Annotated in this window: 25 protein-coding genes; 1 reads left to right on the forward strand and 24 read right to left on the reverse strand. The window is 43.6% G+C overall.

What is annotated here, in order from left to right; all coding sequences use genetic code 11:
- Positions 1-122: 122 nt before the first annotated feature.
- Positions 123-329: a hypothetical protein gene (locus C3B52_RS34380; RefSeq protein WP_103110836.1), complete on the reverse strand. Its 207-nt coding sequence runs from the start codon at positions 327-329 to the stop codon at positions 123-125.
- Between the two features lie 10 nt (positions 330-339).
- Complete coding sequence (locus tag C3B52_RS34385) at positions 340-978, reverse strand: tyrosine-type recombinase/integrase (RefSeq protein ID WP_103110837.1); 639 nt, start codon at positions 976-978, stop codon at positions 340-342.
- Positions 979-1432: 454 nt separating this feature from the next.
- On the opposite strand from C3B52_RS34385, the gene C3B52_RS34390 reads away from it, so the two are divergent.
- Positions 1433-1633, forward strand: a complete 201-nt coding sequence (locus C3B52_RS34390; protein ID WP_103110838.1) for a hypothetical protein — start codon at positions 1433-1435, stop codon at positions 1631-1633.
- Between the two features lie 33 nt (positions 1634-1666).
- On the opposite strand, the gene C3B52_RS34395 is transcribed toward C3B52_RS34390, so the two are convergent.
- From C3B52_RS34395 to C3B52_RS37650, 22 genes are all read right to left on the reverse strand, one after another.
- Entirely contained in the window at positions 1667-1882 is a 216-nt protein-coding gene (locus tag C3B52_RS34395; RefSeq protein WP_103110839.1) for a hypothetical protein, read from the reverse strand.
- A gap of 17 nt (positions 1883-1899) precedes the next feature.
- Entirely contained in the window at positions 1900-2526 is a 627-nt protein-coding gene (locus tag C3B52_RS34400) for a hypothetical protein (protein ID WP_235615954.1), read from the reverse strand.
- A gap of 10 nt (positions 2527-2536) precedes the next feature.
- Complete coding sequence (locus C3B52_RS34405; protein ID WP_103110841.1) at positions 2537-2884, reverse strand: hypothetical protein; 348 nt, start codon at positions 2882-2884, stop codon at positions 2537-2539.
- Between the two features lie 16 nt (positions 2885-2900).
- On the reverse strand, positions 2901-3233 hold the full coding sequence (locus C3B52_RS34410) for a hypothetical protein (protein WP_103110842.1): 333 nt from the start codon (positions 3231-3233) through the stop codon (positions 2901-2903).
- A gap of 119 nt (positions 3234-3352) precedes the next feature.
- Positions 3353-3574: a hypothetical protein gene (locus C3B52_RS34415; RefSeq protein WP_103110843.1), complete on the reverse strand. Its 222-nt coding sequence runs from the start codon at positions 3572-3574 to the stop codon at positions 3353-3355.
- Between the two features lie 170 nt (positions 3575-3744).
- Positions 3745-3918, reverse strand: a complete 174-nt coding sequence (locus C3B52_RS37060; protein ID WP_164685066.1) for a hypothetical protein — start codon at positions 3916-3918, stop codon at positions 3745-3747.
- Between the two features lie 4 nt (positions 3919-3922).
- Positions 3923-4186 (reverse strand): hypothetical protein, encoded by a 264-nt coding sequence (locus tag C3B52_RS34420; protein WP_103110844.1) that lies wholly within the window; start codon positions 4184-4186, stop codon positions 3923-3925.
- On the reverse strand, positions 4179-4619 hold the full coding sequence (locus C3B52_RS34425) for a hypothetical protein (protein WP_103110845.1): 441 nt from the start codon (positions 4617-4619) through the stop codon (positions 4179-4181). The genes C3B52_RS34420 and C3B52_RS34425 overlap by 8 nt, the downstream gene beginning before the upstream one ends.
- Entirely contained in the window at positions 4619-4750 is a 132-nt protein-coding gene (locus C3B52_RS37975; protein WP_268811926.1) for a hypothetical protein, read from the reverse strand. The genes C3B52_RS34425 and C3B52_RS37975 overlap by 1 nt, the downstream gene beginning before the upstream one ends.
- Before the next feature lie 17 nt (positions 4751-4767).
- Positions 4768-6264, reverse strand: coding sequence for a hypothetical protein (locus C3B52_RS34430; protein WP_103110846.1), 1497 nt, complete (start codon positions 6262-6264; stop codon positions 4768-4770).
- 13 nt (positions 6265-6277) lie between these two features.
- On the reverse strand, positions 6278-7849 hold the full coding sequence (locus C3B52_RS34435; RefSeq protein WP_164685067.1) for a hypothetical protein: 1572 nt from the start codon (positions 7847-7849) through the stop codon (positions 6278-6280).
- A 35-nt stretch (positions 7850-7884) separates the two neighbouring features.
- On the reverse strand, positions 7885-8205 hold the full coding sequence (locus C3B52_RS34440) for a hypothetical protein (RefSeq protein ID WP_164685068.1): 321 nt from the start codon (positions 8203-8205) through the stop codon (positions 7885-7887).
- Positions 8206-8221: 16 nt separating this feature from the next.
- Complete coding sequence (locus tag C3B52_RS34445) at positions 8222-8461, reverse strand: hypothetical protein (RefSeq protein WP_103110849.1); 240 nt, start codon at positions 8459-8461, stop codon at positions 8222-8224.
- A 49-nt stretch (positions 8462-8510) separates the two neighbouring features.
- Entirely contained in the window at positions 8511-8672 is a 162-nt protein-coding gene (locus tag C3B52_RS37065) for a hypothetical protein (protein ID WP_164685063.1), read from the reverse strand.
- 164 nt (positions 8673-8836) lie between these two features.
- Positions 8837-8992, reverse strand: coding sequence for a hypothetical protein (locus C3B52_RS37070; RefSeq protein ID WP_164685069.1), 156 nt, complete (start codon positions 8990-8992; stop codon positions 8837-8839).
- A 242-nt stretch (positions 8993-9234) separates the two neighbouring features.
- Entirely contained in the window at positions 9235-9450 is a 216-nt protein-coding gene (locus tag C3B52_RS34450; protein WP_103110850.1) for a hypothetical protein, read from the reverse strand.
- Between the two features lie 18 nt (positions 9451-9468).
- On the reverse strand, positions 9469-9630 hold the full coding sequence (locus tag C3B52_RS37075; RefSeq protein ID WP_164685064.1) for a hypothetical protein: 162 nt from the start codon (positions 9628-9630) through the stop codon (positions 9469-9471).
- Between the two features lie 6 nt (positions 9631-9636).
- Positions 9637-9834 (reverse strand): hypothetical protein, encoded by a 198-nt coding sequence (locus C3B52_RS34455; RefSeq protein ID WP_103110851.1) that lies wholly within the window; start codon positions 9832-9834, stop codon positions 9637-9639.
- The gene (locus C3B52_RS34460; protein WP_103110852.1) at positions 9834-10145 is read right to left on the reverse strand and encodes a hypothetical protein; all 312 of its coding nucleotides are present in this window, start codon (positions 10143-10145) and stop codon (positions 9834-9836) included. Before C3B52_RS34460 ends, C3B52_RS34455 begins: the two co-directional genes overlap by 1 nt.
- Before the next feature lie 470 nt (positions 10146-10615).
- Entirely contained in the window at positions 10616-11995 is a 1380-nt protein-coding gene (locus tag C3B52_RS34465; RefSeq protein ID WP_103110853.1) for a hypothetical protein, read from the reverse strand.
- Positions 11995-12234, reverse strand: a complete 240-nt coding sequence (locus tag C3B52_RS34470; RefSeq protein WP_103110854.1) for a hypothetical protein — start codon at positions 12232-12234, stop codon at positions 11995-11997. The genes C3B52_RS34465 and C3B52_RS34470 overlap by 1 nt, the downstream gene beginning before the upstream one ends.
- 225 nt (positions 12235-12459) lie before the next feature.
- A partial coding sequence (locus tag C3B52_RS37650; RefSeq protein ID WP_235615955.1) for a hypothetical protein occupies positions 12460-12685 on the reverse strand: 226 nt, incomplete at its 5' end.

Here is a 12685-nt window from a genome sequence, read left to right on the forward strand (position 1 = left end):
GAATACAGTAAGGAACCTCAAAACTGCCAAATTCAATAACCCCCTATCAAAATATAAGAGCCTATAGAGAACGCCTATTAACCTAATTGCTAATATGTATTTAATAAATGTTTCGAAGTATGTTACATCTTTACACGGAACCTAGCTTTAACCCCTGACATTTGTGGAAATCTTATTTCTTCTTTCATCGCTGGTATGAATTTTTCTCCATCCCATATTTCTAAGAACAAAACCTCGCTTGATTGATATTCAACCGGACCCGTATCAATCATGAAATCACCCGTCCGATCACGGAAGATATAACCGATTTTTTCAGTTTCCTTTTTCAACCCAATCACCTCATATATTTATTTCAGATCCACCAATGAAAAAGTCTTGCAAACTTTCGTCTATGATATCTTGCGTCCAGCCAATATAGTCCAGCGTTACAGCCTGTTCTTGATGATTGAAAATCAACATGAGCGTTAAAACATCCCGAGTGCGGCGATAATAGTGATAACCGAAAGTCTTACGCATGGAGTGAGTGCCCACATTATCTAACCCAGCTGCTTCTCCTGCCTGGCGTAAAATCCGGTACGCATGAATCCGGTTGATCGGGAGGAACGGCCAGCGATTGGAGGGAAAGAGATAATCGTCATCTTGCATGCCCTCAATGTATCGGTCCAGGATCGGCCGAAGGTGATCGTTAATCAGGAAATACCGTTTCTTGCCCGTTTTTAATTCTCTGCAAACCACATGCGAGCCGTATTTCACATCGGAGACGGTAAGCCATAGCAAATCGGAGACCCTAAGGCCGGAGTTCATCCCTAGCAGAAACATAAATTGGTTCCTTGGATTTTTCGCGAGATACCGCATCATAGTGTCGATCTTTTCGGGATCACGAATCGGCTGGATGTCGTACCCGGCTTTCACACCGTGCGGCGTATTCCTACCAAGTCTACGTTTGTTCGTTGTCGAGCCTTTGGGAGTATAGTACATGATTTAAAAACCGTCCTTAGAAAAAGATTAAAAGATTGATTAGTTAAAAGATTAGAGGTACGTGCTAGGAGCGAATTTTGGTTTTTGCACCCCCCCTCTTAGTAGGGAGGGGGGGTCGGCGCATTCCGCGCCACGCCTACGATCTCAGCTTTTTGCACCTTGCATTCTTTGACCAATACTGACTTTTAAAAACCTTGGTTTAAAGGGTGATTGGGCAAAGAGGGCACTTCCATTTTTATCCATAATCAGAATTCCGGTGACGTGTCGCATCAAGGTATAAGCAGGGGAATGATCCCCTGCACCCCGAAAGGTCGATTCCGGAAACTTTTAATCTATACAAACGGTATTTATATGTATAGATAATATCATCGTTTGTATAGAGTGTCTATAGAAGAACATTGATTATATATAGATAATGCGATACACTAAAGTTCAGAAAGGAAGTGATGGCCCGTTGCGGAAACAGATGCAAGTTGCCAATCAGATCAATACGATCGTCCAGGACATGAAAAAGGAATTGGAACTAGGCAGCGCGAGTGAAGTCATCGGATACTTGTACACCTTGTATCGAAATCGTCAGAAAGAAATCACGCTGCATGAACATAAACGAGCGATTCATGACATGAAGGAAATACTGAACCAACAAAGCATGTAAGCCAGCCGAAATAACGGTTGGCTTTTTGCTTGTTTATTTGGCTGCTTGAAGTTGTTGCTGCATGATCCCGAAGAACTTGGATACATTTTTGTTATGCTGGATGACTTGAGCATACTGCTGCTTAACTTCTTCGGGTAATTCGGTTTCCAGATGCTTTTCGATATGTTGAAGCAGCTGCACGCATTGTTCTGTCGATTCATTCATTTTGGACATTTGATTCATGAGCTTAATTTTTGCGATCTTATTCATCTTGTTCTTTCCCTCCGCTATACGGCTGCGGCTTCCGTGGCCGTTGGCCCCGGCGCGTCCGCAGCCTGCTTAGTGTAGTAGTCATCACTTATCGTTTTCAGTAGATTTAGAATTCGGTTGTATTCATCTTTTGTGTCTGGAAAGGACATAGGCACGACCATTTTATGAGTGTCATACACTTGGTCCATGATCCCGAGCGCCTTTTCCTTCTTGATCCGCATCGACTTTAAGAATCGTTCACTGTTTAAGTCAAACATGTCATAGTGAAAATACTGTTTGTCTTTGGATACGGAACAGTAAACGTCCATGATCGCCCGGACACGAGCATCAATATTGCCGATGTTTGGACTCGTAAACATGAGTGTCGCCCGAAGCTTCCTCAAGTAAAAAATCATATGCGTTAAATACTTGGCCACGTTGGTATTCCCAGATCGACTATCCAGATCGGTATGGGCTTCATCCAAACAGATGATGCTGCTTGGCTGCTGAGCCACATCAAGGAACATATCAAAGCTTGTTATGAGCTTCGAATGTTTCAATCCATAGTTGCTGTACAGGGTACAACCTGTTTTTTGTCTGTAGTGCTGCGCCAGTATACTCATTCCTGCCGTTTTCCCGGCCCCTAGACGCCCGTCAAAGCCCATGAGGTACATATCACTTCACACCGTCCTTAATGCCCATAGGAACGCCCGCAGCGTTCGCTGGGTTAGCATTAGCCTTTAACAGATTGGACAGCTTAGCGTTGCCTTTAATTCGATCTGCAAGGGTGAGCTTGTCCGTCATCTTGAAATACCTGTTTGTCGGTGTCATTTGCGGCCGGATCGCTGTGACGAATTCCGCAATATCATGAAGTCCGGCCTCGGCCAGAAGGAAGGACCCCATAGCCTGATCCTGGGTAAGTGGAACCCCGTTCTTTCGAATGAACTCTAATACCTGAATCATTTCGTTATCATCGTTACTCTCCAGGAGATCGGCAATCAAAGTTTCTTGTACAGTTTGCATAGGGTTCATTTCCTCCTTATTTGAACAGGATCAGCAGAATGATGATGAAGTAAGGAAAGTATTTCATCCAATCTGTTTTGTCCTGAATATTAAATTCCATCATGCGTTTCAGTGCTGTGGATCGGCGGAGCTCCCGGAGCTTCTGAGCTTCAACCCGTGCTGGAAGATCCACATTCACGCAGTAGAGCAAATTGCCGTTCCGGATATCTAAATGCTTGGTGACGGAATCGAGATAGAAGAGACCCCGTTCCGTTTCAATCGCTTGATCGGAAATATCTTTGACGGCCACCATCTCACAGGTCTGATCGTCATTAAACACAATGATTTTATCTTTCAAATTACGAGCCATATTCCAAACCTACTTTCGGGATAATTTTCGATGGATAAAGATTGCCGGAAGAACCAAGAACACAAGCATAGACAGTGACACCGCCGAACCAATCTCAAAAAACGTCTTAAAAACACTACTCATAAGGAATATCCCTCACTATTCGTTTTTTTCTTTGCTGTCACCCGTTCGAACCATTCCGCAAAAAGAGGAATAAATACTCCACCAAACGCACAACAAAGCCACGACAACAGCATTAAACGAAGTCCAATGTCAGGCATAAGAGATGTAATATCTCGCGTCACAAAAATAATCAAGACCATTAACAAAACACTAAACAGCCATCCTATGGCTTTGATCATATGTAAACCTCCTTAATGTTCGGGAATAACCTCGAAAACGAGCTGTCCGGATTCATCGATCGTTCGTGTTTGGGTCACATTTTTTGCTGCAGCAACGCAGCTGCTCTCCAGGTATTTCATCAAAAACACGAACGTTGTAAGAGCCGGCACCAAAGTTACGTACGTAATTTTTAATTTCCATTGAACCGATTACGTAATAATTGCGATGTCTTTAATTCGTTATCGTAAAACCGATTGATTTCCTTATTGGTTCCCAGGCTCGGCATCTTGTCGTAATACAGATAATCAATGTATCGGGACAAGGCAGCATCCAGAATCCGTTTTTCTTCTGCACTCAACTTCATGCGATCACCACCACTTAATCATGTTTTTGAATTTCGTAAACAGCCCAATATTGGTGACAATGAAGTACACCACCAAATAGATAAATCCGAGTGTCAGGATCGTGGTCACCAAGGTTACCCAATGCGGCCCGAGGAAACTGAAATACCCAAAATATCGGCTTGGATCAATAGGGCGAGATACAGGCACAGACAATTCGCGGATACTAGTGGAGATGTTATTCAACCAGGACAACACAGGTCCAAAGATCGTATCGATCAAGTTACGCATCTGTTTTCACATCCCCACCTAATAATCCAAACAGACGAATGATAAAGAGCAGCCAGATGACAGCCAAAAAGATTAGCGGCACGACATCCAAAAAACCGACCGGATCAACGACTTTAATAACTTCATCCATGCCCGTTTTCATACCGCCCGGGTAATGGATCGGAGTCCTGGAGAAGTCCGGCACCAAGAACATCTTGATCGTTTTAAAGAATCCAACCGCAAGTGCACCGAGAAACTGAAACAGTGCAACAAAGATTTTGATCACCGCGACCACGATATCAAACAGCACCGTAAGAAAATACCAAATCCCTTCAAGGAACGAGACAATCCATCCGAGCGGAACGGCCAGAAACTCAAGCAGCTTTGAAAACAAGTTCCCCAGGAAAGCTACGCTATCGGAAAGAAATTGCATCAGGACATTAACAAACTTCATCAGTCAAGCACCAACCTTTTGACGCCGTAGCACACGGCCACGGCAATCATTAAGGTCGAGAGCAAAAATAACGGGTCTTCGAATGCGGTAAGCAGCAGCTGCAAGTCAGAAATGAGCTCGTAAGACGACAATGTTATTCACCTACCTTTTAGACAAACAATCCTTTGACGCGATTACCAACATAGAAAGATAGAGGAATCGCAATACAGAAGGCCAAAATCAGCCAGATCGAGCCGAACCAATTACTAACGCCGTCAACAATATCTTTGAGTGTCCAAGTCATAGACACCGGAGGTATCGCTTTGCTTGTTGGCAGCATGATCATTGCATTCGATGGCAATGATTCATTTCCTGAATAATCAACAGCCGTTACCGTAATGGAATACGAGGTACCATTGACCAAATTATCAATACGATACGTCAGATTACTAAGCAGAAAACTATTATGCTTAACGCCATTAACATAAACGTTATAACCTGCTAAATCCGGTTCCGTATTCGCTTTCCATGTTGCAGTACCGGATTCAAAACCGTTAACGATATTGATTAATTCCGGCCTGTCCGGTGGCGTGGTATCAATGCTTGTTGTTTGAGCCGTAAGAACGTCAGAGAGTGGATCGTCAATGCCGCCAGCGTAAACAGCCATCACTTGATACCGATACGTTTTCGCAATGTCCAGGCCCTTGTGTGTGTATGACGTGGCCGTCACATTATTCGCAATCATTTTAGAATCTTCATAGACTCGGTAATATTGAGCATTCGGAACGGCCATCCAATTGATCGTGATCGTATTATTGGTTGCACTGGTCATGGACAACTGGTAATCCGGTTTAACACTCAACGTTGTAACCTGCATCACGGGAGACAACGGATATTCAAGGCCAGAAGCACGAATAGCCGAAATCTGATAATTATAATCCGTGCCAAAGCGTAAATCCTTATCCTTATAATTTGTTGCGTTCACATTCGCCAGCAGCGCACCATTACGATAAACGTTATAGGATATCGCATCGGTTACGGCATCCCAACTTAAATCAGCCGTATGATTCGTAACGTTTGAGCTAACCAAGTTATAAGGCGGTGGAGGTAACGCCGGATAACCGTAAATCTGCAATGCCGTTAAACCCACATTTTTCGAAACTGCACCAGCTGGAAAATACCAGCGATACTGTTGATACTTCGTTTCTGGTACATCAAACGTCAATGTTTCAGTCGCCCAATTCAAAGTCGTTTCAGGCTTAACATCCACCCAGGTCGATCCATTATCTGATCCCTGAAAAATCACTTTAGATGGTCGATAAGCAATACCAGAATTCCGGAACGTCATTGAAAATTTATTGACATGGTACATATCCGTTTTAAAACGAACGCCGACCCAAACAGGCAAAGGATCGTTTGTGTTCGAAACATAATGAATAACCGAACTTGCTGCATTAGCAGGAATAAAAGCATATGCAACATGAATGCGATTAGAGCTAGACGCAAAAAATTCAAAGTTCTGATAAATATTCGCATCTGGTCCCGATGGCGGAAATTGATGCGCAGCAGGAATATTAATAATATTTTCACTACCTGCCGCAAAGGCTTCTCGCGGCAAAATGACAGTGACTAGAGAAACAAATAAAACAAACAGCCATTTTCTCACAACATGATCACCTCTAAGGTTTATAATCAGACGATTTCCAGCGTAACGGATATGAATCCGTCTGAACCTGAAGCGATGGATCTTTCTGTAAAGGCTGATCTCTTGAACTAACCGGATCAATGGACATTTTCGGGTCCCGTTGCATTAGTGGATCACGATTCATAGACTGATCCTTCGTCATCGTGGGTTCTTTTTGTATGACGGCATCTTGCTGCATCACATTCCCGTCTTGATCGGTCCATTGTTTAGGCTCAGGGGCCACAGGCATCGGCGGAGGAGCATCCACAGAACCGGGATCGGTAAAGTATTGCGTATTGTCCTCAAACTTGCCAGAACCGATTGTAGGCGGTTTGTAGAGGTCTGGAGACTGAGGAACCGAAGGGACATTGTAAGTCCGTTCTGGCGTAATCTGGTTCAGTATCTGGCCGAGTGTACCGTTGATGACATCCAATTTGTCATTGGTCACCAATAAATCTTGATGAATCTGTTGGGTATTCTCCCGGATCTCTTCCAGGACTGGCCGAAGGGATTCGATACAGGCACAAATCTCGTCTGCACCATTATCTGCACCGCCGCCGTTATCGGTCACGAACTGCATGTTCACATCCGATTGACCGATGGTATTCCCGTTTGAATCCTTAGCAATGATCGTGTAGCTGCCGGGAACATCTCCGGGAAATTCGGTTCCAGAAACAGTGTCGATCAATTGACCATCCCGATACACTTCATACTGTGAACCAATTGGATCCCAAACAATCTTTGGCGGATTATTCGGATCGACTGTGCAGCCGTTATTAATCACACGCGCGTTTAGGTCGTTGATCGGGTTCGGTTCAGGATAGCTCGTACATACGTTATTCGTAATGCTCGATGTGTCCAGGTCCTTGATATAGCCAACCTGATTGCCTGATGCATCAAGATACGAAACGGAGTAGGTACCGCGACAAGTCAGATACAATGTGCCGCCAACATCCGATGCGGGCCACTCCCGGTCATACACGGTTCCAGTTGATGACGTAAAAATCAGCTTGATCGTGTTCGTGCTGCTCGGCTGACCCCAAAAATCCAAACGATACACATCATCCCAGGGCTTATAGAAGTAATTGTGATTGACTGGCGTACCATCATTACTACCGCCGCCGGGATTCGTACCACCACCGCCGGGATCGGGACCGCCGCCACCCGGAGGAAGACTGTCGATCGTTTTAAATCCAACAATTTCAACCCATCGTTCCCTTGATCCATCGGAGGTCAGTTTGACCGTGATCCCCTTTGACGGATTATTCAGCAGGCCCGATGCAATAGCGAAGACGTTAGGTTCTCCCGGTTCACTTCGATGTACATTCTCAACGCCATTATCGAATGTGACGATAACAAAATTGTTTGAATCAAGCGTTCGATTGGTTTTCAGCAGAACCTCCGAAAGATAACTTCCTCTGGCTTCTGCTGGCTGGAACTTGCCGCCGCCAACCACTGCCGATCCTGCCGATCCGGCCGGAATGGTCACACGGTGATCGGTGACTTCAAATTCATGTTCATTGATTTGCGTAATGGCAGCCATCGCATTTGTGACCGGAAGGAGCAACAGCAAAACGATGAGCGACACTGAAATACGTTTGATCATAACGGAATACCATGCTGTTTTTTAAAACGTCGAATAGCTGCCCAATAATAAATACGAATACCAATGACCAATACATAAATGAACGGAAATATAACAAGTCCAATCATGTAATGAGACATAACATTTAATAGATTCTGACCTTGTTCCGTTTCAAGTGCAGAATAAAAAGAATTAAATAATTGCCAATCTAATGCATCCCATTTATTCACCTTACCTACCCATAGGTGATATACGAGAATAAATGCAGCTATAACTAGGGCAATTTCTAGAAACAAGAAAATGATTGTTGTCTTGTTTTTCTTAATCCAATTTCTCATCATTCTTTTTCCTCCGTTACGGAATGCCAATTAACATGGTTTGAAGGTCAAGTACTTGAATTTGTCCGGCACTTGCCGACAATAAACAAAGTGCAGCCAAACTGAAATTAACCAGCATCATGTGTCGCATTAGCCGTTTTCGCTTCTGAGGGTCATCCCTGGAGAGATCGAACAGATCCAAAAAGCAATAATTGATAATCACCAGGACGAAGATAACCACCAAAGAAATGACAATTAACAATTGGTTTTTATCCATATTCACCGCCTATAGAAAAAGGGCTTCGGTTTAGGAAGCCCCATGTAATTTATTCGAACAAACCTTTGACTCGGTTTGCTACATAGAATGCCAGTGGGATCGCCACGGCAAAAGCTAAGATCAGCCAGAAGCTCGAAAACCAGTTTCCTACACTTGTTGCGACATCGGCCAAATCATACGTAAGGCTCACTGTCGGTATACCAGTACCCAATCTAATCATCTCCTTTCACGTTTTTTATGATTTTGCCAAGAACGAAGGTTCCGAAGATGATTCCAAAGAGTACCCATAACGCAGGGGAGAGAGTGGACCAATTATGGCCAAAATTTGCGAATAGATCACGAATATCGGACATATGAGGTATAGCTGGTACGACATTATTCATTTTTTCCGCCACGAATCTTGTTAATGATCGTAAACAGAATGAAAATAGCAATACTCGCCCCAGCAAATATGTAAACCATCGGCAAAAATGAGCCAAAGATATTGTACGAATACTGCAAAATCTGCCGCATATCCAAATCGAAACTCATAAGATACTTGTCCCCCATCTCTTATAGATTGTTAGGAGGGATATAATCAGGGCAAGGAATGACACAGTAACAATTAACACCCGTTCCACGGTCGGCAGTGTGAAGATCAATTGAAATGCTTCTGCAATTAACTGATCCATGGCTAACGTCTCCTTAGGATATTCGGAAGAAATTCAGCAGCCACGGCCCCGAGCACAATAATGAAGAACGGCAGCGCCAGCAAGGAATAGGAATCTATAAAACTAGCTATATCGAATCGCCTCCCAAATCCATTTGAAGATAAACACCAGAATCAGCAATGCAATCAGCACGGCAATGACCATTTCACCAACCGTAAGCGAGTGAAAAACTTGGAGTGTACCTTCTGTATGCTGCACAAAGAAATCCTTGAGCGCGTCCCCAAACGCGACCTTCATCTCATCGGGATTTGCATATGTAGCTTGAGTAACAGTAGACATTAGATACACTCCTTTTTATTACTGGAACAAACCTTTGACACGGTTCGCAACATAGAACGCGAGTGGGATCGCCACGGCAAACGCAAGAATCAGCCAGAAGCTCGAAAACCAATTCCCTACGCTAGTTGCTACGTCCGCCAGATCATAAGTAAGTGAAACTGTTGGTATACCAGTACCCATTCAATATCACCCCCTTTCAATGATGTCTTGTATATTTCGCATGGCGTTCGTAAAAGAGACACCATGATTGAAACCTTCTGAGAAAACCTCTGACATCGTAACGGCGATTACGTTCCAACTATCTACTTGGACCTTATCACCCAGAGCAGCCTGTAATTGCTCCAATTGAGCCGCGATAACAGCATTCCGATAACCGACATCCATTACGCCTTAACCGGGAGCTCAAACGTCACAGGCTCCAGGAACTTGAAGTTTACAATTTTGGCTCTCAGTCCGCGATTGTGCATAACGAACTGCACAGTAGCTTCATAAATGCCTGGAACCGTACCGAGTTCCTTAAAGTAGCCATATTCCATCGTTTCAGCCTTAGGCAAAAGCCCTTTCGAGTTGTCTTCACTGATCGGCTCGAGCGATACATAGTGAACCTTGGTTCCTTCAATTTCACGCTTGGTCTGTTGATCTTCGAAGCTGTAGCGATTTGCACCCAACACAAGTACCTGCATCTTTTGTTCCATTTTTCATATCTCCTTTGGGATCTTTTTATATTTGAACGGCTTCGAAAAGCCAGCGTTCACGAAACAGCACATTGTTACCATGTTCCAACACAGTGTTCACAAATTTGTCACATTTATTTTTAGTGCTTTTTGAAATGCATAAATATTGAATTTCAACGTGAATAATTATTCATCACGTATACAATTTTATGCATAAAAAAAGCACCCGCGACATGGCGAGTGCATAGACAGAACGTGTGTTCTGTTTTATTGACTATAAACTACGGTTATAATAGTCAACAGGAGAGACACCTTCGTCGCAGGAAGATGTCTCACAGGAAAAGCAGCTGCACTCGCCAAAGTACACAGTTGCTTTTCCGTATTTAATTACATAAACTTTCCTTTAATCAGTATAGCCCATGATCTACAAAACTAGCAACATATATTTGTCACAATATTGGGGAAATTGACCTATTTTATAGGTCCTTTGTTTAGGAGTCCGCTGCCGCGGGCTCTTTTTTATTTCTACTGCCTTTCCCAGCTTGCTTAGTTGGTCCTGGAAGGGTAGCTACCTGAGCCAATTTCAACATATCAAATTGAATTCCTTCATCTAATAGTCTCTGATAATCTTCTAAACTTGCGTTAATATGTGGCTTCTCTTTGATTCGGCCTTGACGGTACATTTCAAACACTTTGTCACGCACTTTGGAAATCTCCTGAGATATTTCTTCAATATCGGTTATATTGTCTTCCGGGTCCATCAGGCTGCGCTTAACGTCAACATCCTCTTCGAACTTGCGGCCCGTGACATCTTCGTAATCGCAAATCTGTTTGAACACTTCCTGGAACAAGGAACCGTCATTGATATCACCGCCCATTCGTGCAGCATAGCTCGAAAGGTAACCACGGATCGCCGGGATCAGGACTGTCGCTGTCGGAAGCTCACGTTGTTTACCACGGCTAATCTTTTCCGTTGATTCAGCGAATTCAAGCAATGATTCCCACCATGGATGCAAGGACCAGCGCGTACGGCGTTCATTGTCCGGTATCCGGTATGTAATCCAATCGTTCGTAAGATAGTGCCAAATCGTTGGCATACGCGCTATGATCTCTTCTGCGGTGTCTAAACGCTTGCGGCCAACCTTGAATTCACTGAAAAATTCACGGTCCACCTGGAACTCGATATTCCATACTTTGCGGATATCCAGTCCAGCATGTTCCCAAATCTTGAAGAACCATTCTTTCTTCGTTGCCCTGGCTTCCAGAAACTTGTTATAGCAGCGCAGGAACAGCTTATTAGATCGTCTGGAACCAATATCAATACCTGAGATCACACGATGCGTTCTACGGGTCGTATCGAGCGTGTGACGGCCTACGAAGTGTTCAGCGTTGAATCCTACCGGAATATCGTCCGTATGGTAACACAAGTCGATCCGGTTGATCTTGGACGTAATGTATTTGCCGTTAAACACATCCTGCAGCCACTCAATAACCAGGCGGAACTTATCCTCTAATGTAGAAAGGCCGTAGATGTCCGACCAAAGGAACTGACTCTTAAAGTGAACGAACACCGGGAAATTTTCTTCTTTACGGGAACGGTATTTAGCCAGGCGGATCTCCATGTCATCGTTATGCAGCAGATAGTAATACGAACGGCTGCCGTGATTGAGTACTTCAAATTTCCACATACCGAGATCAATAAAGCCACGGCCATCTTCCTTGGAACGTTCTTCATCCAGTTGAGCAAATAACCGAGAAAGATGTTTGTTTACTTCTGGATCATAGAGATCCTTCCGATCCGCGAGGTCGACCACATTATATTTCTCAAAATCAGCCGTAAAACTGAACCAGTCACAATTGAAAATGCCCATTATAGGTTGCCCTCCTCAAACCATCCAAAATGACGATTACCAAAGTAAGCAACACTGATAACAAGCCAGATCATAAAGATTCCACAGGATATCAGGCCCCACAGGGGAAAGCCAAACCTTATTACAAAAACATCATAAAATCCAAGAGCGAGCAAATAGAACATCCAACCAACAAACGTAAGTACAGCTAAACCAGCAATCGCTATCGGAGCGAAAAGAACATACTCCCACTTCTTCATAAAGCTAACCTCCAATGATGATAAGTGTTCGAATCAGGAACCAGTTAATAAAGGCCAAGCCCAGCACACCGATAAACAACAGAACTACATAGGTTCCAAGATATTGCTTCATACAAGATCACCCCTTTCAGTTAAGAGACTTCCAATAATAGAAAAAGAACAGCAGGATCATAGAAATCCAGAAGCAAGCATATGAAACCCATCTAACAACTTGAATGAATGAATTCATCGTAATTCCACCTTCCCTAATTGATTAGAAACAAATTCAAGGTACATTCCCGGCAAGACAACAATTACAACATACAAAGCTAGGGCAATTAACACGAATACAGTAAGGAACCTCAAAACTGCCAAATTCAATAACCCCCTATCAAAATATAAGAGCCTATAGAGAACGCCTATTAACCTAATTGCTAATATGTATTTAATAAATGTTTCGAAGTATGTTACA

Source organism: Brevibacillus reuszeri, from assembly GCF_002897295.1.
GTDB lineage: Bacteria > Bacillota > Bacilli > Brevibacillales > Brevibacillaceae > Brevibacillus > Brevibacillus reuszeri_A.